Source organism: Microlunatus kandeliicorticis, assembly GCF_014137855.1.
In the GTDB taxonomy this organism is placed as follows: domain Bacteria; phylum Actinomycetota; class Actinomycetes; order Propionibacteriales; family Propionibacteriaceae; genus Microlunatus; species Microlunatus kandeliicorticis.
Genome location: NZ_JACGWT010000008.1, coordinates 18,821 through 39,530, shown reverse-complemented (window position 1 = coordinate 39,530; position 20,710 = coordinate 18,821). Strand labels below are relative to the sequence as shown.

Sequence of the window (20,710 nt, the reverse complement as noted above, 5' to 3'; positions counted from 1 at the left end):
CAAGCTTAATCTCCAACCTCACCCCAGTCCAAACGCCGGGGCCTCCCGGGTATGCCCGAGCCGCTCAGTCGAGTTCGGGCAGCTCGACCACGTGCTCGTGCTCGGTGTGGTCGGCCTCGCGCTCGGCCAGCCGCCGACGGGCGATCCGCACCTGGCTGCTGGTCTTGGCCAGCACCGACTCGAACCCGGCCATCCGCGAGTCGATGTAGCTCTCCACCTCGCGGCGCAGCTCGGCGGCCCCCTGCTCGGCCTCGGCCACGATCGCCTCCGCGCGCTCGCGGGCCAGTCGCACCTGCTCGCTCTCGCCGGCCAGCTGCTCCGCCCGCTCGCGGGCGTCGGCGACGATCCGGTCGGCCTGCTGCTCCCCCTCGCTGACCTTGCTCCGCGCGTCGTCGATCACCTCCTGGGCGGCGGCGATCTCGCGGGGCAGGTGCTCGGCCAGCTCGTCGATCAGGGTCAGCACCTCGGTCCGGTTGACCACGCAGGACGCCGACATCGGCATCGACCGGGCGCTGGTGATCACGTCGCGCAGCCGTTCGAGCCGTTCCTGCGCCGTCTGTTCCGCGGCCATCCCGCTGGTGCCTCCCCTGCTGCCCATGTGCTGATCGAGTGCTGATCGAGTGCTGCCGGTGTGCTGCCGGTGTGCTGCTGGTGTGCTGCTGGTGCCCTGCTGCCGGTCCGTGATGTGCGGACCGGACCCGGGCGAACCTACCCGCCGCCCGGGGTGTCCCGGTCGCCGTGCCGGTCGGCCAGCCGGTCGGCCAGCGCGGCGGCGACCGCGGGCGTCAGGTACGGCGTGACGTCCCCGCCGAGGGCGGCCACCTCGCGGACCAGGCTGGACGAGACGAACGACCACTCCGGGGCGGCCGGCAGGAAGAGCGTCTCGACCCCGGTCAGCCGCGCGTTCATCCGGGCCATCGGCAGCTCGTAGTCGTAGTCGGCCGCACTGCGCACGCCCTTGACCACGCAGCTCGCGTCGCGGGCCGCGCAGAACTCGGCCAGCAGGCCGTCGAAGGCCTCGACCCGGACGGTGGGCCAGTCCGCGCAGGCCTCGGCGACCATCGCCACCCGTTCGTCGATGTCGAACAGGCCGCGCTTGCCGGCGTTGCGCCCGACGGCGACCAGCACCTCGTCGAACTGCCGGGCGGCACGGCCGATGACGTCCAGGTGCCCCCGGGTGATCGGGTCGAACGAACCGGGGCAGACCGCACGTGCCATGCCCGCAGTCTCCCAGACGGATCCGTTCCCGCGGGAGCGCGCTGAGCTCGTCGATCCGCACGGTTAACTGCCCTTCGACAGGCTCAGGGCACCGTGGCGACGTTCTCGCGGGAGCGCGCGCTGAGCTCGTCGATGCGCTCGGCCATCTGCCCTTCGACGAGCTCAGGGCACCGTCGTGACGTTCCCGCGGGACCGCGCGCTGAGCTTGTCGAAGCGCGTCGCCATCTGCCCTTCGACAGGCTCAGGGCACCGTGGTGGGGCTCAGGGCACCGTGACCGGGGCGCTCAGCGCTGCCAGAAGTGCAGGACGGTCTCGCCGTAGTCGCGGGACCAGGCATCGACCGGGTCGTCGGGCCAGCGGGGGGCGTCGGTGCGGACCGAGCGCTCGAGCACGACCAGGCCGTCGCCGGCGACCCACTCGTTGGCCACCAGGTCGGCGACCAGCTGGTCGAGATCGACCGACGGGTACTCGTACGGCGGGTCCGCGAAGACCACGTCGAACGTGCTGGTGGCGCGGGTCCGCGCCAGCTCCTCGGCGCGCTGCTGGCGCACCTGGACCCCGAGCCCGAGCTCGCGGACGTTCTCCCCGGCGATCCGGCCGGCCCGCCGGTCGGACTCGACCAGCCAGACCAGCGGGGCGCCCCGACTGGCCGCCTCGAGCCCGATCGCCCCGGAGCCCGCGAAGAGGTCGAGCACGGCCAGCCCGGCCAGCGCCTCCTCGGCCGGCCCGCCCGACGTCCCCGCCCAGGCCGAGACCGCCGAGAACAGCGCCTCGCGCACCCGGTCGCTGGTCGGCCGGGTCCGCTGCCCCGGCGGCGTCTGCAGCCGACGCCCGCCGTGCGATCCCGCGATGATCCGGCTCACCGGTCGCCGTCCCCCGTCCTGGTCGTCCTGCTGCTGGTCGTCCTGCTGCGGTCCTGCCCGAGGAGCCGTGCCCTCACGACCGCTCCAGCCACTCGGCTGCGGCCCGCTGCTCGATCCCGGCGACCACGTCGGCCAGCCCGGGGTCCTCGAGCTGCGGATCGGCCCGGACGCAGGCGTCGGCGATCCCGCGGGCCTGCTCGATAAGGTCGCCGTCGCGGAGCACCCGGAGCATCCGCAGGCTGGTCCGCCGGCCCGACTGGCTCGCGCCGAGGACGTCACCCTCGCGGCGCTGCTCGAGGTCGACCTCGGCCAGCACGAACCCGTCGCGGGTGCTCGCGACCGCGTCGAGCCGCTCGCGGGCCAGGCTGTCGGGCTCGGCGGCGGTGAGCAACAGGCAGGTGCCGGCGTGGCCGCCCCGGCCGATCCGGCCGCGGAGCTGGTGCAGCTGGGAGATGCCGAACCGGTCCGCGTCGCAGATCACCATCACCGACGCGTTCGGGACGTCGACGCCGACCTCGATCACCGTGGTGGAGACCAGCACGTCGAGCTCGCCGGCGGCGAAGGCGGCCATCCGCTCCTCCTTCTGCTCGGCGGGCAGCTGCCCGTGCAGCATCCCGACCCGGAGCTCGGCCAGCGGGCCGGCGGTCAGCTCGGCCCAGGTCTGCTCGACGGTGGCGGCCGGCGGCACCGGGACGCCGTCGTCGGGCGGGGCGTCCTCGGCGTCGAGCGGCCGGCTCTCCTCGCTCCGGTCGGTCTCGGAGATCCGCGGGCAGACCACGTAGGCCTGCCGGCCGGCGGCGACCTGCTCGGCGATCAGCGCCCAGGCCCGGTCCACCCAGGCGGGATGGCTGCGGCTGTCGACCACGACGGTGCGGACCTCCGCCCGTCCGCCCGGGCTCTGCCGCAGCGTCGAGGTCTCCAGGTCACCGAAGACCGTCATCGCCACCGACCGAGGGATCGGGGTCGCGGTCATCACCAGCACGTGCGGCCGCGCCGCCCCGGCGGCCTCGGCCCGCGCCCCGAGCAGCGCCCGCTGCTCGACCCCGAACCGGTGCTGCTCGTCGACCACCACCAGCCCGAGGTCGGCGAACTGCACCCGGTCACCGAGCAGCGCGTGGGTGCCGATGACGATCCCCGCCTCGCCGGACGTTGCCGCGAGCAGCGCCTCGCGGCGGCGGGCCGCGGGCAGCGACCCGGTCAGCAGGGTGAGCCGGGTGGCGTGCTCGGCCGCCGACAGCGTGCCGGCCTCGGCCAGCTCGCCGAGCATCCGGGTCAGGGTGTGGAAGTGCTGGGTGGCCAGCACCTCGGTCGGGGCCAGCAGCGCGGCCTGCCCGCCGCCGTCGACCACGGTGAGCATGGCCCGGAGCGCGACCACGGTCTTGCCCGAGCCGACCTCGCCCTGCAGCAGCCGCTGCATCGGGTGCGACTGCGCAAGGTCGGCGAAGATCTCCGCGGAGACCTGCTGCTGGCCCTCGGTCAGCTCGAAGGGCAGCCGGGCGTCGAAGGCGTCGAGCAGCCGGCCGGGCACCCGCGGCCGCGGGGTCGCGCCGTGCGCCACCGCGTCGGCGCGGCGGACGGCCATGGTCAGCCCGATCGCGAAGGCCTCGTCGAACCGGAGCCGGGCGCGGGCCGGGTCGATCTCGGCCCGGGTCTGCGGGAGGTGGACACCGCGGTAGGCCTCGACCAGCCCGACCACGCCGGCGTGGTCACGGACCGCGGCGGGCAGCGGGTCGTCGACCTCGCCGAGGTGCTCGAGGGCCAGCGCCACGCACTCGGCGATGGCCCAGGTCGGCAGCTTGCGGGTGGCCGGGTAGATCCCGATCAGCGGTACCCGGGTGACCCGGGTGAGCACCTCGTTCCGGCGCGCGCCGCCGACCACGGCGCCGTTCGCGTCGAGCATGACGAAGTCGGGGTGGGCGAGCTGGAACTGGTCGCGGAACACCCCCACCTTGCCAGCGAAGATCCCGCGGCTGCCCGGGGTGAGCTGGTCGTGCCAGTAGGCGATCATGTGCGCCTTGCCGAAGAAGGCCAGGGTCAGCGAGCCCTTGTGGTCGGTGATCACCGCCTCCAGTCGCGGCTTGCCGCGGACCGCGCCGCTGCCCCGTCCGGGCACGTTGTGGGCGGTCACCCGCTGCACCTCGGCGAGCACCGCGACCTCCTCGCCCTCCTCGAGCGCGGACAGGTCGCTGAGCTCGGTGCCGGAGAAGTAGCGGCGCGGCAGGTGGGCCAGCAGGTCGCCGACGGTCTGCAGCCCGAGCTTGCCGAACTCGGCCGCGGTCTTGTCGCCGAGCACCGACCCGAGCCGGGTGTGCAGCCGGGCGAAGGCCTCGGTGCGCCAGTCGCTGCCGACGACCGTCCCTCCACCCCGCGCCGCGACCACGGCGGTAACACTAGTCAGCGGGACCGACAGCCGCCGTGCCTCACTCGCGCGCCGACCACCGCGCCGACCACGCGCCGGCCGCGGGGAGGGTCGCGGGCTCGATTCGCGCCGCGCCGCCGGCCTCGGGTACGCTTGATCGGTTCCCAATCGGGACATCGATCCGAATACGAACGTGAGCCACCGCGGTGACGCGGGGGCCGAGCAGTGGGAGTGAGTCCAGTGGCAGCCGTATGCGACGTGTGCGCCAAGGGGCCGGGCTTCGGTCACAACGTGCCCTGGTCGAAGAAGAAGACCAACCGTCGGTGGAACCCGAACATCCAGCGCGTCCGCGCCTTGGTGAACGGCACCACGAAGCGGGTCAACGTGTGCACCTCCTGCCTCAAGGCCGGCAAGGTCAGCCGCTGAGCTGAACCGCGCGACGAGCCCACCGCCTCAGGCGGTGGGCTCTTTGTCGTGCCCGGACGCCGGTTCCTCCGGCCCAGCCGGCCTCTCGGCCCTCTCCGGCGGGCGCTCCCCCGCGACCGGGAGCAGCGAGAAGAACCAGCGGGTGCGGATCTTGCCCGGTCCGGGCCGGTTCTCCACCCCGCTCTCCATCAGCTCGAGCTCGGCCCGTTCGAGCGCGAGCAGGAACCGGGCCGCCTCCTCCTCGGTCAGCCAGAACTCGGCCTGACCGGTCCCGACGAACCCGTGACGCCGCTCCGCCGGCCAGCTGCGGTACCAGTCGTACCGCTCCCGGTACTGGTCGACGGCCAGCTCGAACAGCGCCGACTGCGCCGCCCGGGCGCTGGGGTCGGCGCCGCCGCGGACCTCGAGCCGGGTCCCGGCCGCCCGCCAGGGCCGGTTGCGGGCGTCGCCGGTGGACTCGGCCCGCTCCACCACGCCCCAGCGTTCGAGCGCCCGCAGGTGGTAGCTCATCGCGCTCGGGGTCAGCTCGGTCAGCTCGGCCAGCTCGGTGGCGGTGAACGCGCGCCCCGAGTCGGTGAACAGCACGTCGATCACCCGTTGCCGCGCCTCGTGCGCGATGGCCCGGATCGCCTGGGCGTCGGTGATGTGCACGGTCCGGTCAGGGCGGCCGGAGAGCAGCTCCCACCGGGCCGCGAGCCCCGCCGCCTCGCGCTGGTCGTCGGTGTCCTCGGCCACGACCGGATCCTAGCAAGACGTGAAACAAGTCCTTGACATCGGCATTGCGAAGCGTATGCTTCACATATCTGAAACGAACGTTTCAGATATGTCGTCGGGAGGCACGATGTTCGCCATCGATCACGGTCAGCCGGGCAGCCTCACGCTGCCCAGCCATCTCCAACACGGCACCGACCCGGGCTGCCGGGGTTACGCCCGCTGGGCCGAGCGGACCCGGCTGGTGGCCGACGCCGAGGAGAACCGCCGCGAGCGCCGCGCGCTGCGGCGACTGCGTCGGCAGGCCGAGGCCCTCCGGCGCGCGCCGAGCACGCGGAGGCCCGGGTGAGCCGGCTCGAGGCGGTCGTCCGGGCGCACTGACGCCGACGGGACCGACCCCGACCGGACTCAGGTGACGATGACCACCGGGATGATCATCGGCCGGCGCCGGTAGGTGTCGCTGACCCACTTGCCCATCTGGCGACGGGTCACCTGCTGGAGCCGGCGGGTGTCGTCGACGCCGTCGCGCATGGCCGAGGTGAGCGCCTCGGCGATCTGGCTGCGGATCCCGTCGAACGCCGAGTCGTCCTCGGCGAAGCCCCGGGCGTGCACGTCGGGGCCGCTGACGATCGCGCCGGTGTGCAGGTCGACCACGGTGACCACCGAGACGAACCCCTCCTCGCCGAGGATCCGCCGGTCGGTCAGCATCGCCTCGCTGACGTCGCCGACCCCGGAGCCGTCGACGAAGATGTAGGCGCTGTCGACCTGTCCGACCACCTTGGCCCGGCCCTTGGCCAGGTCGACGACGGCGCCGTCCTCGACGATCACCGTGCGGTCCCGCGGGACGCCGGAGGCCACCGCGAGGTCACCGTTGGCGATCAGGTGGCGGACCTCGCCGTGCACCGGCATCGCGTTCCGCGGCTGGACGATGTTGTAGCAGTAGAGCAGCTCCCCCGCGCTGGCGTGCCCGGAGACGTGCACCAGCGCGTTGCCCTTGTGCACCACCCGGGCGCCGAGCCGGCTGAGGCCGTTGATCACCCGGTAGACGCTGGTCTCGTTGCCGGGGATCAGCGAGCTGGCGAGCACCACGGTGTCCTCGGGCTTGAGGCTGACCACCGGGTGCTCCTTGGCCGCGATCCGCGACAGCGCCGAGAGCGGCTCGCCCTGCGACCCGGTGGAGATGATCACCACGTCCTCGGGGCGGTGGTTGTCGAGGTCGCGCATCTCGATCAGCGTGTTGTCCGGCACGCGCAGGTAGCCGAGGTCGCGGGCCACGCCCATGTTGCGGACCATCGAGCGGCCGACGTAGACGACCTTGCGCCCGTTGGCCACCGCGACGTCGAGCACCTGCTGGACCCGGTGCACGTGCGAGGCGAAGCAGGCGACGATGATCCGCTGCCGGCTGGTCGCGAACACCCGCTGCAGCGCGGGCAGGATGTCCCGCTCGGGGGTGGTGAAACCGGGCACCTCGGCGTTGGTCGAGTCGACCATGAAGAGGTCGACGCCCTCGGTGCCGATCCGGGCGAACGCCCGCAGGTCGGTGATCCGGCCGTCCAGCGGCAGCTGGTCCATCTTGAAGTCGCCGGTGTGCAGCACCGTCCCGGCCACGGTCCGGATGCAGACCGCGAGCGCGTCGGGGATCGAGTGGTTGACCGCGACGAACTCGAGGTCGAACGGCCCGACGGTGAGGCGCTGGCCGTCGGTGACCGGGTGCGGCCGGACGCCGTGGATCCGGTGCTCGCGGGTCTTCTCGGCCAGCAGGGCCAGGGTGAGCCGGGAGCCGTAGAGCGGGATGTCGGCCCGCTGCCGGAGCAGGTAGGGCACCGCGCCGATGTGGTCCTCGTGACCGTGGGTGAGCACCAGCCCGACCACGTCGTCGAGACGGTCGGCGATCACGTCGAACCCCGGCAGGATCAGGTCGACGCCCGGGTGGTCGTCCTCGGGGAACAGCACGCCGCAGTCGACCAGCAGCAGCTTGCCGTCGATCTCGAAGACCGCCATGTTGCGGCCGACGTCCCCCAGACCGCCGAGCGGGATGATCCGCAGCGTGCCGGGGGCGAGTTTCGGAGGGGTCCGGAGCTGACGGGGTGCCACGGCGGTCAGGGTACACAGCGCCGACGCCGTCGCCCGACCTGCGCGGACCGGCGGGACCGTCCGGAGACGTGAAGAAGTCCGTGGTCGCCTGCTCGGGGGTTCAGGTAACCACGGACTTCGCGACAATCATGACCTGCCGGAGGGGTTGAGGTAAGCCCTCTCAGGGTGATCTGTGTCACATCTTGGTTCTTCGTAAGGTGTCGGACGTGACCGAGCCCGCGCAGACCGCCGATTCGGCCCGGTTGGCGATGGTCGGCGAGGCCCCGGTGCTGGCCGAGATCCAGCGACGTGCCTGGCCCGACCGGCTGCCGGCCGACGCGGTCGCCCGGCTGAGCGACGAGCTCGGGCTCGAGGCGATGGCGCAGGCCTGGGAGCGGGCCATCGCCCGCCCTCCCGAGGCGCGGTGCCGGGTGCTGGTCGCGGTCAGCGGGACCGGGCGGCTGGCCGGCTTCGCGGTCACCAGCCCGAGCGACGACCCCGACGCCGACCCGGCGCGGACCGGCACCGTCGAGGAGTTCGTGATCGACCCCGCCGCCCGCGGCCGGGGCCACGGGTCGCGGCTGCTCAACGCCTGCGCGGACACCCTGCGCGCCGACGGCTTCACCCGGGCCACCTGGTGGCTGCCGGCCGGCGACGACGCCACCCGGGCGTTCCTGGCCGGCGCCGGCTGGGAGCCCGACGGTGCGCACCGGGAGATCGGCACCGAGGACGGCACCGTGCGGATCAAGCAGGTGCGGCTGCACACCGATCTGGGCTGACGGCCGGCGGTCGGGCAGGCGCCGCCGTCGTGGACGCCGGTCAGCGCGTGGGGACGGTGAGGTCGGTCCCGCTCAGACCGGCCACCAGACCGTCGGGGTCGACGTCGAGGCCGGCCAGCCGGATCCCGAGCGGCAGGTCGTCGAGCCGGACGGGCTCGAGGATGCCGTCGACCAGCCGCTGCGCCAGACCACCGGGGATGGCCAGGCCGCTGACGGTGATCTGGGTGTCCGACATGGTCACGGCCTGCGACGCGGCCGAGAAGCCGAGCCGCCCGCTGACGGTGGCCCGGATCGTCTCGCTGAAGATCGTGGTGGTCAGGTCGAAGGCGATCCGGCCGTGCCCCGACTGGTCCCGCCCGGCGTAGCGGACGGTCTGACCGAGCTTCGCGCCGAGCGCGCCGTACCCGAGGTGGGCGGTGCCGGTCAGTCGGCCGACCCGTGCGGTGCTCAGGTCGCGGGACGGTCGGACGTCGTCGAGGGTCAGGTCGAGCGAGTCGAGCGGCAGCTGGGTCGCGGTCCCGGGCACGGCTCCGGTCCGCACCCGGATCTCGCGGACGTCGCCGGCCGCCAGCTGGCTGAGGAACGGCGTCCGGACGATCTGCACACTCGGCGGTTCGGCCGTCTGCAGCCGGGTCTGGAGCGCGGCGGCGAAGCGGTCCTCGGCGATCCGGGCGCCGAGCCGGTCCGCGCCCACCAGCAGCCCGGCCAGCACCAGCACCACGACGACGAGCACCACCGGCGTCCGGCTGCGCCGCCGCTCCCGGGTCACCGGGACCCAGCGGGCCGGCTCGCGTGGCGGTTCGGGTTCGGTCGGGGTGGCGAAGCTGGCGGTGGCCCGGCTCGCGGTCGGCCGGCTCGCCGGGTCACCCGTGGCGCCCTCCCCCGGGCGGGCGAACCCGGGTCGGCCCGGATCGGCCGACGGTCGCCCGAAGCCGTCGGGCTGGCTCATCGTCGCGGGGGCCCGCTGGCCGGCACCCTCAGCCGCCGATCCCGAGCACGCCCTCGATGCCCACCGTGAGGCCGGGGCGGTCGACCACCGCCCGCACCCCGGCCAGCACGCCGGGCATGAACGAGGCCCGATCGAGCGAGTCGTGCCGCAGCGTCAGCGTCTCGCCCTCCGCGCCGAACAGCACCTCCTGGTGGGCCACCAGCCCGCGGAGCCGCACCCCGTGCACGTGGATGCCGTCGATCTCTGCGCCGCGGGCTCCGTCGACCTCCTGGGCGGTGGCGTCGGGCACCGGGCCGAGTCCGGCGGCCCCGCGGGCGGCGGCGATCCGCTGCGCGGTGGTGGTCGCCGTCCCCGAGGGGGCGTCGGCCTTGTTCGGGTGGTGCAGCTCGATCACCTCGACGCTCTCGTAGAACGCCGCCGCCTGCTCGGCGAAGTGCATCATCAGCACCGCCCCGATCGAGAAGTTCGCGGCCACCAGCACCCCCGTCGCGGTGCCCTCCAGGCGCGAGCGCAGGTGATCCAGCCGTTCGGCGGTGAACCCGGTGGTCCCGACCACCGCGTGCACGCCGTGGTCGATGCACCAGTCCAGGTTGTCCATCACGGCGTCCGGGTGGGTGAAGTCCACCACCACGCGAGCCCGCTCGGCCGGAGCCCGGTCGTCGCCGGCGTCGAGCGCGGCCACCAGCTCGAGGTCGTCGGCCGCCTCGACCGCCCGGCAGACCTCCGCGCCCATCCGGCCGCGCGCCCCGAACACTCCGACCGGGATCCGTGTCGTGCTCACGTCCCGATCCTTCCACAGCGGCTAGGTTCGGGCCGCGTGAGCGAGCCGCAGCACGATGCCGACCCGACCGGAGCCGGTGCCCGCTACACCGTGAGCGTCCACGGGTCGCGGCGCGCCGGATCGACCGACGTCGTCGACGGCTGGAGCGATCTCGACCTGCACCTGCAGCTCGACGCCGACCTGCCGCTGCACGCGGTGCGCGAGGTGGACGCCGCGGTGTGGGCGCGCGAGGTCGCCGAGGACGTCGGGGCCGGGGACGCCGGGAGCCAGGTGGTCCGGCTGGTGCTGGTGGACGGCCGCCGGATCGACCTGGTGGTGAGCGGCGGGCGGCTGCTGCTGCCCAGGCCCGACGACCCCGCGGCCGACGAGGTCCGGTTCCTGCTGGCTCTGGCCGCCGCCAAGCTCGGCCGCGGCGACCGGCTGATCGGGACGCACCTGCTGCTCGAGGTGCTGCGGCGCTGCCTGGTCGAGGCGATGCTGCTCCGCGACCGGGACGAAGGGACCACCGTCCACCGACACGGCACCGGCCGCGACGCCCTGGCCGACGAGGTCACCGCGCTGGCCGGGCTGCCGGTCGCGCTGACCCCTCGGCCCAACGTGCTCGACCGGGCCGCGGACCTGTTCGACCGCTGGCACGCCGAGCGCGTGCCCGACTACGTCGCCGACCGGCGGGGGCTGGACGGGCTGCTGGCGCGGGGCCTCGAGGATGACCCGCGCGGTGAATGCGGCTGACCGGTGGCCGGACAGCCCGCCCGACGACACCAGCCACCGCTGACCGGTCCGGCCGACGAGCGCAGGGCCGGCACCGCGGGCGCGTCGACCGGTTGTGGTGACCCGCTCAGGCGTGGATCAGCCGGCGGAGCGGGCGGCTGTCGCTGCGCGGCCCGACCACGCAGAGCACCGGGTCGCTGCTGAGCAGCCGCTCGGCGCACCCGGCGACGTCGGGGACGGTGACCGCGTCGTAGCCGGACAGCAGGTCGGGGATGCTCCGGTCGTCGGCGGCCAGCGTGGAGCTGCCCCAGCGGCTCATCCGGCTCTGCGGGCTCTCGTAGGAGAGCAGGGTCTGCCCGCGCATCTGGCCCTGCGCGCGGCGGAGCTCCTCGGCGGTGACCCCGTGCTCGACGACCTCGGCCAGGCACTGCTGGACCAGGCCGAGGATCTCGGCCACCTTGCCCGGCGCGCACTGCCAGTCGACGCTCCAGAAGCCGGCGTCGCTGTAGCTGCTCTCCCCCGCCTCGATGCCGTAGGCCAGCCCGCGCCGCTCGCGGACCTCGACGAACAGCCGCGAGGACATGCCGCCGCCGAGCACCACCGACAGCAGGCCGGTGGCGAAGCGGTCCTCGTCGAACAGACCCGGGCCGGGATAGGCCAGCGACACCGTGCTCTGCTCGAACCGGCGGGGGTGGGTGATCAACCGCGGCCCCTCAGGGACGCCGGCGGGCCAGCTGCGCGGTTGCGGCGCCCGGCCGCGCGCCTCGAGCAGCCCCGGGAAGCCGGCCAGCTGCTCGACCAGCCGGTCGTGGTCGACCGCGCCGACGGCGGCCACCACGAGGTTGTCGGGCCGGTAGTGCCGCCGCCAGAAGTCGTGCAGCTGGCGGCGGCTGAGCACCGCGATGCTGTCCGGGCTGCCGATCACCGGCGCCCCGAGACCCGGGCTGGGCAGCAGCGCCGCGCAGACCAGGTCGCCGGCCAGGTCGGCCGGGTCGTCGGCGTGCATCGAGATCTCGTCGATGATCACGTTGCGCTCGGACTCGACGTCACCGCTGCGCAGCGTCGACTCGGTGATCATGTCGGCCAGCACGTCGGTGGCCAGCGCCGCGTCCTCGGCCAGCACCCGCGCGTAGAAGCAGGTGTACTCCTTGGTGGTGTAGGCGTTGATGTCGCCACCCACCTCCTCGACCGCGGCCGAGATCTGCTCCGCGGACCGGCGCCGAGTGCCCTTGAACAGCGCGTGCTCGAGGAAGTGCGAGGCGCCGTGCAGGGCCGGGGTCTCGTGCCGCGAGCCGACCCCGGCGAAGAAGCCGAGGCTGTAGCTGCGGCTGCCGCGGACGCGCTCGGTCACCACGCGCAGACCGCCCGGCAGCACGGAGTGGCGGACCTCGCCACCCACGGGCCGCCGGGCGGTCACACCCGGACGTCGGTGTTCGCGTGAGCTCACGCGGAGGCTGCGGCCTCCTCCTCGACCACCGGCACCAGCGACAGCTTGCCGCGGTCGTCGATGTCGCTGATCTCCACCTGGAGCTTCTGGCCGACGCTGACCACGTCCTCCACGTTCTCCACCCGCGCGCCACCGGCGAGCGAGCGCAGCTTGGAGATGTGCAGCAGGCCGTCCTTGCCGGGCAGCAGCGAGACGAACGCACCGAAGGCGGTGATCTTGACCACGGTGCCGAGGTAGCGCTCGCCCTTCTCCGGCATCGTCGGGTTGGCGATCGCGTTGATCATGCCCCGGGCGGCTTCGGCGGCCTCGCCGTTGTCCGCACCGACGTAGATCGTGCCGTCGTCCTCGATCGAGATCTGGGCGCCGGTGTCGTCCTGGATCTGGTTGATCACCTTGCCCTTGGGGCCGATGACCTCGCCGATCTTGTCGACCGGGATCTTGATGGTGATGATCCGCGGCGCGTACAGGCTCATCTCGTCGGGGCCGTCGATGGCCTCGTTCATCACCTCGAGCAGGATGGTGCGGGCGTCCTTGGCCTGGGTCAGCGCCCCGGCCAGGACGTGCGCGGGCACCCCGTCGAGCTTGGTGTCGAGCTGCAGCGCGGTGATGTACTCGCTGGTCCCGGCGACCTTGAAGTCCATGTCACCGAGGGCGTCCTCGGCGCCGAGGATGTCGGTCAGCGCGACGTAGGACGTCTCGCCGTCGACGGTCTCGGAGATCAGGCCCATGGCGATGCCGGCCACCGGCGCGCGCAGCGGCACACCGGCGTTGAGCAGGGCCAGGGTCGAGGCGCAGACCGACCCCATCGAGGTCGAGCCGTTCGAGCCGAGCGCCTCGGAGACCTGCCGGATCGCGTAGGGGAACTCCTCGCGCGTCGGCAGCACCGGCACCAGGGCCCGCTCGGCCAGCGCGCCGTGGCCGATCTCGCGCCGCTTCGGCGACCCCACCCGGCCGGTCTCACCGGTCGAGTAGGGCGGGAAGTTGTAGTTGTGCATGTAGCGCTTGGTCTTCTCCGGCGCGAGCGTGTCGAGCTTCTGCTCGAGGCCGAGCATGTTCAGCGTGGTGATGCCCAGGATCTGGGTCTCGCCGCGCTGGAACAGCGCCGAGCCGTGCACCCGCGGGACCACGTCGACCTCGGCGGACAGCGACCGGATGTCCCGGACGCCGCGGCCGTCGATCCGCACCTGGTCGCGCAGCACGCGCTGCCGGACGATCTTCTTGGTCAGCGCCTTGAACGCGCCGCTGACCTCGTTCGACCGCTCGGGGAACTGCTCGGCCAGGTCGGCCTTGAGCTTCTCCTTGAGGGCGTCGGAGGCCGACTCGCGCTCCTGCTTGTCGGCGATCTGCATGACCCGGGCCAGCTCGTCGCTGCCCGCGGCCTCGACCGCGGCGTACACGTCGTCGGCGTAGTCGAGGAAGATCGGGAACTCGGCGGTCGGCTTCGGGAACTTCGCCGCCAGCTCGGCCTGCGCGTCGCAGAGCACCTTGATGAACGGCTTGGCGGCCTCGAGGCCCTGGGCCACGACCTCCTCGGTCGGGGCGGTCTTGCCGGCCCGGACCAGATCCCAGGTCTGCTCGGTGGCCTCCGCCTCGACCATCGCGATGGCCACGTCACCGGACGCGGTCACCCGGCCGGCCACGACCATGTCGAAGGTCGCGTCCTCGAGCTGGTGGACGTCGGGGAAGGCGACCCACTGGCCGTCGATCAGCGCCACCCGGACGCCACCGATCGGGCCGGTGAACGGCAGCCCGGCGAGCTGGGTGGACAGCGAGGCGGCGTTGATGGCCACCACGTCGTAGAGCTTGTCGGGGTTGAGGGCCATCACCGTGACGACGACCTGGACCTCGTTGCGCAGACCCTTGACGAAGCACGGGCGCAGCGGACGGTCGATCAGACGGCAGGTGAGGATCGCGCCCTCCGACGGGCGGCCCTCGCGGCGGAAGAACGAGCCGGGGATCCGGCCCGCGGCGTACATCCGCTCCTCCACGTCGACGGTGAGCGGGAAGAAGTCGATGCTGTCGCGCGGCTTGGACTGCGCGGTGGTGGCGGACAGCAGCATGGTGTCGTCGTCGAGGTAGACGGTCGCCGAACCGGCGGCCTGTCGGGCCAGCAGCCCGGTCTCGAAGCGGACGACGTGCTTGCCGTGCGGGCCGTTGTCGATGACGGCCTCGGTGTACTGGAGCTCAGGACCCTCCACGGGGCATCCTCTCTGGGCGCGGTCCCGGCAGGGACCTCTCGTGCGCCCGGTTCGGATTGCAACCCACCCACCGGAGCCGCGCTGCGTCCGGCAGCAGGGCCCGGGAGCCGGCGTCCGCGTCGGAGGACGCGGCAGGCTGCGGCTCGGTGCTCGCGACACGTGCTCGGAGAGGCTGGGACGGGCGTCCGTCCGGGGCCCGGCGACCAGCGGCCGCCTCCCCCGGCGACGCGGCCGGTCTTCGATCGAGGTCCGCGGCCGGCTCCGTCGAGGAGCCTCCGAAGACCACTACCGAGGACCGAGGCGTCGGGCTGGCGTCCAGCGCGGACGTTCGAGCAGGCGTGGATTGCAATCGCGATGATCGATGGCTGTTCAGTTGTGGTGTGTGGATTCGATTGTGGGATCCGGTTGTCGCATTCGGTTGTGTTTCGTTCGGTTGTGTCTCGCATTCTGCACCGAAGCGCGCAGAAGCCGAAGAGCGACCCTCCCGAGGGGAGGGTCGCTCCGTGGTCTCAGCGGCGCAGACCGAGCCGCTCGATCAGCGAGCGGTACCGCTCGATGTCGGTCTTGGCCGTGTAGTTGAGCAGCCGGCGGCGCTGGCCGACCAGCAGCATCAGGCCACGACGGCTGTGGTGGTCGTGCTTGTGCTCCTTCAAGTGCTCGGTGAGGTGCGCGATCCGGGCGCTGAGCAGCGCGACCTGCACCTCGGGCGAGCCCGTGTCACCAGGCGTGGTGGCGTACTCGTCGATGATCTTCTTCTTCTCGGCAGCGTCGATCGACACGTGCTCTCCCTCCGATGTCCGTTGCGCGGCGCTCCCCGTCCGCCACGCTCACCGGCCCCGGACGGGAGCCAGGAGATCGTGTGGCGGTCGTTCATCTCTGGTGAGCGGGAGCTCTTGGTGGTCCGCGGCCGTCCTGACGGCGTCTGTCAGCTTATCAGCGGGCCCCGAGGGCGGCGAAATCCCGACGGCTAGCGTGCGGGGGTGCCTGCTGCAGACCCCCGACCGCGACCATCGTCCGTCCCGGACATCGTGCCCGAGGTGCTGCCGGACGTCGAGGTGGCCGGCGAACGGCTGACCGGGGAGGAGTTGGCCGGAGCGGCGGAGCGGGTCGCCGCCGCGGTGGCCGGGGCGCCCGTGGTGGCGATCGAGGCGCGGCCGTCGACGGTGACCGTGGCGGCGGTGCTCGGCTGCCTGCGGGCCGGGGTGCCGTTCGTCCCGCTGCCGCCGGACGCCGGGCGCCGCGAGCGCGCCCACCTGATCGCCGACGCCGGCGCGCGGCTGCTGGTCGGCACGGACGGGACGGTCGCCCCGCTCCCCGCCCCCGTCGACACCACAGATCCCCACCGACTCCACACCGACGGGGCCGCACCGCTCGACCCGGACGTCGCGCTGCTGCTCTACACCTCGGGTACCACCGGCCTGCCCAAGGGCGTCCCGGTCACCCGGGCGGCCGTGGTGGCCTGCCTCGACGGGCTGGCCGAGGCCTGGGCCTGGGGCCCGGCCGACACGCTGGTGCACGGGCTGCCGCTGTTCCACGTCCACGGCCTGGTGCTCGGGGTGCTCGGAGCGCTGCGGACGGGCAGCCGGCTGGTGCACACCGGGCGCCCCACCCCCGCCGGGTACGCCGCCGCCGCGGAGGCCGGGGGCACGCTGTTCTTCGGCGTGCCCACCGTCTGGGGCCGGGTCGCCGCCGACGCGGCCGCGGCGGCCGCGCTGTCCCGGGCCCGGCTGCTGGTCTCGGGCAGCGCCGGACTCCCCCGTCCGGTCGCCGAGGCGCTCGCCGCGACCACCGGGCGTGCCCCGGTCGAGCGGTACGGCATGACCGAGACCCTGATCACCGTCGCCACCCGGCACGACGACGCCTCCGGCCCCGGCTGGGTCGGGCACCCGATCGCCGGGGTGGAGACCCGGGTGGTGGAGACCGACGGCCGGCCTGTCCCGGCCGGCGAGATCGGGCGGCTCGAGGTCCGCGGGACGACGGTCTTCCGCGGCTACCACGGCCGGCCCGACACCGGCGACGTCTTCACCGCCGACGGCTGGTTCCGCACCGGGGACGCGGCCGCGGTCGACGCCACCGGGCGGCACCGGATCCTCGGGCGGGCCGAGCAGGACCTGATCAGCTCGGGCGGCTACCGGATCGGCGCGGGCGAGATCGAGGCGGCGCTGCTGGCCCATCCCGCGGTGGCCGAGACGGCGGTAGTGGGCGAACCCGACGCCGACCTCGGACAACGGGTGGTCGCCTACGTCGTCCGGGACGGGTCCACGGCCGCCGACGAACCGGACCGGGTCCTGGCCGAACGGCTGATCGGCTGGGTCGTCGAGGAGCTCTCCGTGCACAAGCGGCCGCGCGAGGTGCGGTTCGTGGCCGCGCTGCCGCGCAACGCCATGGGCAAGCTGCAGAAGTCGCTGCTCGGCTGACCCCTGCTCGGCTGACCCCTGCGCGGCTGACCCCTGCGCGGCGGACCGACCGCCCGGGTCGCCGGCCGCCTGAGAGGCTGGGCCCGTGCTCACCGTCGCAGGGCTGACGCCGTCACTGGACATCACCTACCGGGTCGCCGCGCTGACCCCCGGTGCCATCCACCGCCCGCTCGAGGTGGTGCGCTGCGCGGGCGGCAAGGCGCTCAACCTGGCCCGCGCCGCGGCGAACCTCGGCGCCGCTCCCGCCGTCGTCGCCGTGCTGGGAGGGGCCACCGGCGACGGGCTGGCCGCCGAGCTCGAGGCGGCCGGGATCGCGGTCAGCGTGGTGCCGACGCCGGTCGAGACCCGGGTCTGCGTCTCGGTGGCCGCCGACGACGCCCCCGGACTGACCGAGTTCTACGCCTGGGCCGACCCGGTGCCCGAGGACGTCTGGGGCGCCTTCGGGTCGACGCTGGCCGGCGTGCTCGGCGACCGGCCCGGCTGGCTGGCCGTCCCCGGTGGAGCGCCGCGCGGGCTGCCCGGACCGGCGCTCGCCGAGCTGGTCGCGGCCGGCGTCGCGGCGGGGCGGAGCGTGGCGGTGGACACCCACGGGGCGGCGCTCGAGGCGGTGCTGACCGCCGGTCCCGCGCTGGTGAAGGTCAACCGCGACGAGGCGGCCGAGCTGCTCGGTGACGCGGCCGGCAGCGGATCGTCGTCGCTGGCGGCGATGGCCGCCCGGGTCCGCGAGCGGGCCGGCGGGGCGACGGTCGTGCTCACCGACGGCGAGCACGGCTGTGTCGGGCTCGACGACGACGGCTCCTGGCGGGCGCCGGTGCCCGAGGGTCGGCGCGGGCGCTACCCGGTGGGCAGCGGCGACAGCTTCCTGGCGGGGCTGCTGGTCGCCCTCGACGGCGGCGACCCGCTTCCCGCCGCTCTCGCGCTGGCCACCGCGGCGGGCGCGGCGAACGCGGCGGTGCCGGGTCCGGGCCGGTTCGACGGGGCGGAGGCGCGGGCGTCGGCGGCCGGCGTCCGGGTGCAGCCGGAGAGCTGACCAGATCAGCGGGACGGCGGGATCAGGGAAAGGGAATTCACGCGGAATTCGGCACCCGGTGCAACTCCCACTGGGGCGGCCGGTCGCGGAGCAGGCCCGGCGGCCCCAGCGGGAGCTGGCAGATCGACGGGCCGAGCCTGGACGCCATCGCGGCGGGCTCGGCGGAAAACGCCACCAGGGTGGCGATTCGACGTGGTCACCGAGCCTACGGAGATGTCACACGCGGTGCCGGCCCGGACACGAATGTCCCCCAAGGCTATTCGTGCGAGAAACCGGCAATGGCAATGTCCCGGGATCGCGGTCACACTAGTTTGACCCTGAAATTGCGTCAATAGCCCGACTGAATTCTTTCAGTCGGCCACCGGCGACCCGGGCGTGGTCAGGGCAGAAGGGTCGCGCGCGCCTGGTCGACGTCGCGGTGCATCTGCTCGATCAGCGCCTCCGGCCCGGTGTAGCGGATCTGGCCGCGGAGCCGGTGGACGAAGTCGACGGCGATCTCGAGGTCGTAGAGGTCGAGATCGGTCCGGTCGAGGACGTAGGACTCGACGGTGCGGAACCGGCCGTCGAAGGTCGGGTTGGTGCCGACCGAGATCGCGGCCGGCCACCGCGGCTGACCCGGCGGGTCGAGCCGGGTCACCCAGCCGGCGTAGACACCGTCCGGTGGGACGGCCCGGTCGGCGGAGACGATCAGGTTGGCGGTCGGGAAGCCGAGCTCGCGGCCCCGGCGCTCGCCGTGCACCACCACCCCGGTGAACCGGTAGGCCCGGCCCAGCAGCTCGCCGGCCAGGTCGAGGTCGCCGGCGGCGATCGCCTCGCGGACCCGGGTCGAGGAGTCGGGACCGGCGTGCGCGTCGACCAGCGGCAACCCGGTCACCGTCGCGGTTCCGGCGAGCAGCCCGGCGAGCGTCTCGACGTCGCCGGAGGCCCGGAACCCGAAGCGGAAGTTGGCTCCCACCACCACCCGGACCGGGTCGAGCGGCCGGAGCACCCGGTCGACGAACTCGGCCGGGCTCCACTGCGCGACCTCGGAGGTGAACGGCACCACCTCGACCCGTTGGACGCCGGCGGCGGCGAGCAGCCGACGGCGCTCGTCGAGGCTGCTGAGCAGGGCCGGCGCGTGGTCGGGCCGGATCACCGACATCGGGTGCGGCCAGAAGGTCACCGCGACCAGCTGGGCGTCGAGTTCCGCCTCACGGGCCGCCCGGATGAGGGCGGTGTGACCGCGGTGGACGCCGTCGAAGTTGCCGATCACCACCACGCTGCGCTGGCTCATCGCGGCACAGTCAACCACGTCGGACTCCCCTCGCTCACGCCGGAGCGACGAAGACGCTCAGCGGGACGGCGTCGGGGCCGTCGGGACGGTAGAGGGCGAGCAGCTCGCCGTCCGGACCGAGCAGCGCCGTCGGGTCGTCGGCGAGCCGCAGGCCCGGCAGCCGACGGCCGAACAGCACCTGCCGGGACGTCTCCGGGTCCAGCCGGACGGTCGGGAAGACCCGGCCGGCCGCCTCCCTGAGCCCGAGCAGCGGTGGCGGCTCCGGGTCGGGGTCGTCGCGACCCGGGAGGACCACCGCCTCGTCGAGCCCGAACCGGCCGACCCGGGTGCGCCGGAGCGCGGTCAGGTGGCCGCCGGTGCCGAGGAGTGCTCCGAGGTCGCGGGCCAGGGCGCGGACGTAGGTGCCCGCGCTGCACTCCACCCGGACGTCGCAGTCGAGCACCGCGACCCCGTCAACCTCGGTGGGCCGGGTCCGCTCGAGCACGAAGGCGCTCACGGTGACCGGCCGGGCGGCGAGCTCCACCTCCTCGCCGGACCGGACCCGCGCGTAGGACCGGACGCCGTCGACCTTGATCGCCGAGACCGCGCTCGGGCGCTGGAGGATCGGGCCGGTGAAGCCGGGCAGGGCGGCGACGACCCGCTCGGGGTCGACCCCGGCCGCGCCGCGGATCGCGGTCGGCTCACCCTCGGCGTCGTCGGTCACGGTGTCGATGCCGAGCCGGACGGTCGCCGTGTAGGCCTTGTCGCCGGCGGCCAGGTGGCCGAGCAGCCGGGTCGCCCGGCCCACGCCGACCACCAGCACGCCGGTGGCCATCGGGTCGAGGGTGCCGGCGTGCCCGACCTTGCGGGTGCCGAGCAGCCGACGCACCCGGCCGACGACCTGGTGCGAGGTCCAGCCGCCCGGCTTGTCGACGACCAGCACCCCGGTCGGGCCGTCGGCCCGGCGGTCAGCGCCGATCGTCGACCCCGTCGGCGTCGGTCTCGTCGGCGTCGCCCTCGTCGTCGGCGTCGGTCTCGTCGTCGGTCTCGTCGTCGTGGCGGTAGGGGTCCGCCTCGCCCGCGTAGGTGGCCCCGGCCGAGCGCGCGGCGATCTCGGCGTCGCCCGCCTTGGCCCGGGCCAGCGCGTCCTCGATGTGCCGGGCCGACTCGGGCACCGCGTCGGGGACGAAGCTGAGCATCGGGGTGAACCGCAGCCCGAGCTGCTTGCCGACCTGGGCGCGGATGATCCCGGTGGCCGACTTGAGCGCGGCGGCGGTGGAGGCCTGCTCGGCGTCGTCACCGAACACCGTGTAGAAGACCGTCGCCTCCCGGGTGTCGCCGGTGAGCCGGACGTCGGTCACGGTGACGAAGCCGAGCCGGGGGTCCTTGACCCGCCGCTCGAGCATCTCGGCGGTGATGACCTTGATCTGGTCGGCCAGCTTGAGCACGCGCGGTGACGGCATGACGGACTCCTGTCGATCTGGGTGGTGAGGTTC

20 protein-coding genes are annotated in these 20,710 nt (G+C 73.8%); 6 read left to right on the top strand and 14 right to left on the bottom strand.

The window, feature by feature from the left end:
• Positions 1-64: 64 nt before the first annotated feature.
• The 4 genes from FHX74_RS19605 to FHX74_RS19590 all read right to left on the bottom strand — a co-directional run bounded on the left by FHX74_RS19605 (position 65) and on the right by FHX74_RS19590 (position 4,461).
• A complete protein-coding gene (locus tag FHX74_RS19605; RefSeq protein ID WP_182561923.1) occupies positions 65-598 on the bottom strand; it encodes a hypothetical protein in 534 nt (177 codons plus the stop codon).
• A 110-nt stretch (positions 599-708) separates the two neighbouring features.
• Positions 709-1,218 carry a pantetheine-phosphate adenylyltransferase gene (gene coaD / locus FHX74_RS19600; protein ID WP_182561922.1) on the bottom strand — a complete coding sequence of 170 codons (510 nt, stop codon included), beginning with the start codon at positions 1,216-1,218 and terminating at the stop codon, positions 709-711.
• Between the two features lie 284 nt (positions 1,219-1,502).
• Entirely contained in the window at positions 1,503-2,081 is a 579-nt protein-coding gene (gene rsmD, locus FHX74_RS19595; RefSeq protein ID WP_182561921.1) for a 16S rRNA (guanine(966)-N(2))-methyltransferase RsmD, read from the bottom strand.
• Between the two features lie 73 nt (positions 2,082-2,154).
• Entirely contained in the window at positions 2,155-4,461 is a 2,307-nt protein-coding gene (locus FHX74_RS19590; protein ID WP_328823943.1) for an ATP-dependent DNA helicase RecG, read from the bottom strand.
• Between the two features lie 219 nt (positions 4,462-4,680).
• Here FHX74_RS19590 and rpmB point away from each other — a divergent pair, with 219 nt between their 5' ends.
• On the top strand, positions 4,681-4,866 hold the full coding sequence (gene rpmB / locus FHX74_RS19585; RefSeq protein ID WP_182561919.1) for a 50S ribosomal protein L28: 186 nt from the start codon (positions 4,681-4,683) through the stop codon (positions 4,864-4,866).
• A 27-nt stretch (positions 4,867-4,893) separates the two neighbouring features.
• On the opposite strand, the gene FHX74_RS19580 is transcribed toward rpmB, so the two are convergent.
• Positions 4,894-5,601: an ArsR/SmtB family transcription factor gene (locus FHX74_RS19580; protein WP_182561918.1), complete on the bottom strand. Its 708-nt coding sequence runs from the start codon at positions 5,599-5,601 to the stop codon at positions 4,894-4,896.
• Positions 5,602-5,707: 106 nt separating this feature from the next.
• On the opposite strand from FHX74_RS19580, the gene FHX74_RS19575 reads away from it, so the two are divergent.
• The gene (locus FHX74_RS19575) at positions 5,708-5,926 is read left to right on the top strand and encodes a hypothetical protein (protein ID WP_182561917.1); all 219 of its coding nucleotides are present in this window, start codon (positions 5,708-5,710) and stop codon (positions 5,924-5,926) included.
• A gap of 59 nt (positions 5,927-5,985) precedes the next feature.
• Here the strand turns inward: FHX74_RS19575 and FHX74_RS19570 are convergent, their stop codons facing one another.
• Positions 5,986-7,671: a ribonuclease J gene (locus FHX74_RS19570; RefSeq protein ID WP_182561916.1), complete on the bottom strand. Its 1,686-nt coding sequence runs from the start codon at positions 7,669-7,671 to the stop codon at positions 5,986-5,988.
• 206 nt (positions 7,672-7,877) lie between these two features.
• Between FHX74_RS19570 and FHX74_RS19565 the strand changes: the two genes are divergently transcribed.
• Positions 7,878-8,429 carry a GNAT family N-acetyltransferase gene (locus FHX74_RS19565; RefSeq protein WP_328823942.1) on the top strand — a complete coding sequence of 184 codons (552 nt, stop codon included), beginning with the start codon at positions 7,878-7,880 and terminating at the stop codon, positions 8,427-8,429.
• Positions 8,430-8,469: 40 nt separating this feature from the next.
• Here the strand turns inward: FHX74_RS19565 and FHX74_RS19560 are convergent, their stop codons facing one another.
• Positions 8,470-9,378: an LmeA family phospholipid-binding protein gene (locus FHX74_RS19560; protein ID WP_182561915.1), complete on the bottom strand. Its 909-nt coding sequence runs from the start codon at positions 9,376-9,378 to the stop codon at positions 8,470-8,472.
• Positions 9,379-9,406: 28 nt separating this feature from the next.
• Positions 9,407-10,159: a 4-hydroxy-tetrahydrodipicolinate reductase gene (dapB, locus tag FHX74_RS19555; protein ID WP_182561914.1), complete on the bottom strand. Its 753-nt coding sequence runs from the start codon at positions 10,157-10,159 to the stop codon at positions 9,407-9,409.
• Positions 10,160-10,195: 36 nt separating this feature from the next.
• Here dapB and FHX74_RS19550 point away from each other — a divergent pair, with 36 nt between their 5' ends.
• Positions 10,196-10,891: a hypothetical protein gene (locus FHX74_RS19550; protein WP_182561913.1), complete on the top strand. Its 696-nt coding sequence runs from the start codon at positions 10,196-10,198 to the stop codon at positions 10,889-10,891.
• Positions 10,892-10,997: 106 nt separating this feature from the next.
• Here FHX74_RS19550 and FHX74_RS19545 read toward each other — a convergent pair whose 3' ends face one another.
• From FHX74_RS19545 to rpsO, 3 genes are all read right to left on the bottom strand, one after another.
• On the bottom strand, positions 10,998-12,224 hold the full coding sequence (locus tag FHX74_RS19545; RefSeq protein ID WP_182561912.1) for a M16 family metallopeptidase: 1,227 nt from the start codon (positions 12,222-12,224) through the stop codon (positions 10,998-11,000).
• Between the two features lie 89 nt (positions 12,225-12,313).
• The gene (locus FHX74_RS19540) at positions 12,314-14,515 is read right to left on the bottom strand and encodes a polyribonucleotide nucleotidyltransferase (protein WP_182561911.1); all 2,202 of its coding nucleotides are present in this window, start codon (positions 14,513-14,515) and stop codon (positions 12,314-12,316) included.
• A gap of 509 nt (positions 14,516-15,024) precedes the next feature.
• A complete protein-coding gene (gene rpsO / locus FHX74_RS19535) occupies positions 15,025-15,288 on the bottom strand; it encodes a 30S ribosomal protein S15 (RefSeq protein WP_407941506.1) in 264 nt (87 codons plus the stop codon).
• A 207-nt stretch (positions 15,289-15,495) separates the two neighbouring features.
• Between rpsO and FHX74_RS19530 the strand changes: the two genes are divergently transcribed.
• A complete protein-coding gene (locus tag FHX74_RS19530) occupies positions 15,496-16,932 on the top strand; it encodes an AMP-binding protein (protein ID WP_220484252.1) in 1,437 nt (478 codons plus the stop codon).
• Positions 16,933-17,017: 85 nt separating this feature from the next.
• Positions 17,018-17,962 (top strand): 1-phosphofructokinase family hexose kinase, encoded by a 945-nt coding sequence (locus tag FHX74_RS19525; protein ID WP_182561909.1) that lies wholly within the window; start codon positions 17,018-17,020, stop codon positions 17,960-17,962.
• 379 nt (positions 17,963-18,341) lie between these two features.
• Here the strand turns inward: FHX74_RS19525 and FHX74_RS19520 are convergent, their stop codons facing one another.
• Genes FHX74_RS19520 through rbfA form a run of 3 tightly spaced genes read right to left on the bottom strand, consistent with a single transcriptional unit; the run spans position 18,342 to position 20,677 of the window.
• A complete protein-coding gene (locus FHX74_RS19520; RefSeq protein ID WP_182561908.1) occupies positions 18,342-19,235 on the bottom strand; it encodes a bifunctional riboflavin kinase/FAD synthetase in 894 nt (297 codons plus the stop codon).
• A 34-nt stretch (positions 19,236-19,269) separates the two neighbouring features.
• Positions 19,270-20,157 carry a tRNA pseudouridine(55) synthase TruB gene (truB, locus tag FHX74_RS19515; RefSeq protein WP_328823941.1) on the bottom strand — a complete coding sequence of 296 codons (888 nt, stop codon included), beginning with the start codon at positions 20,155-20,157 and terminating at the stop codon, positions 19,270-19,272.
• 25 nt (positions 20,158-20,182) lie between these two features.
• On the bottom strand, positions 20,183-20,677 hold the full coding sequence (rbfA, locus tag FHX74_RS19510; protein WP_182561907.1) for a 30S ribosome-binding factor RbfA: 495 nt from the start codon (positions 20,675-20,677) through the stop codon (positions 20,183-20,185).
• Positions 20,678-20,710: the final 33 nt, after the last annotated feature.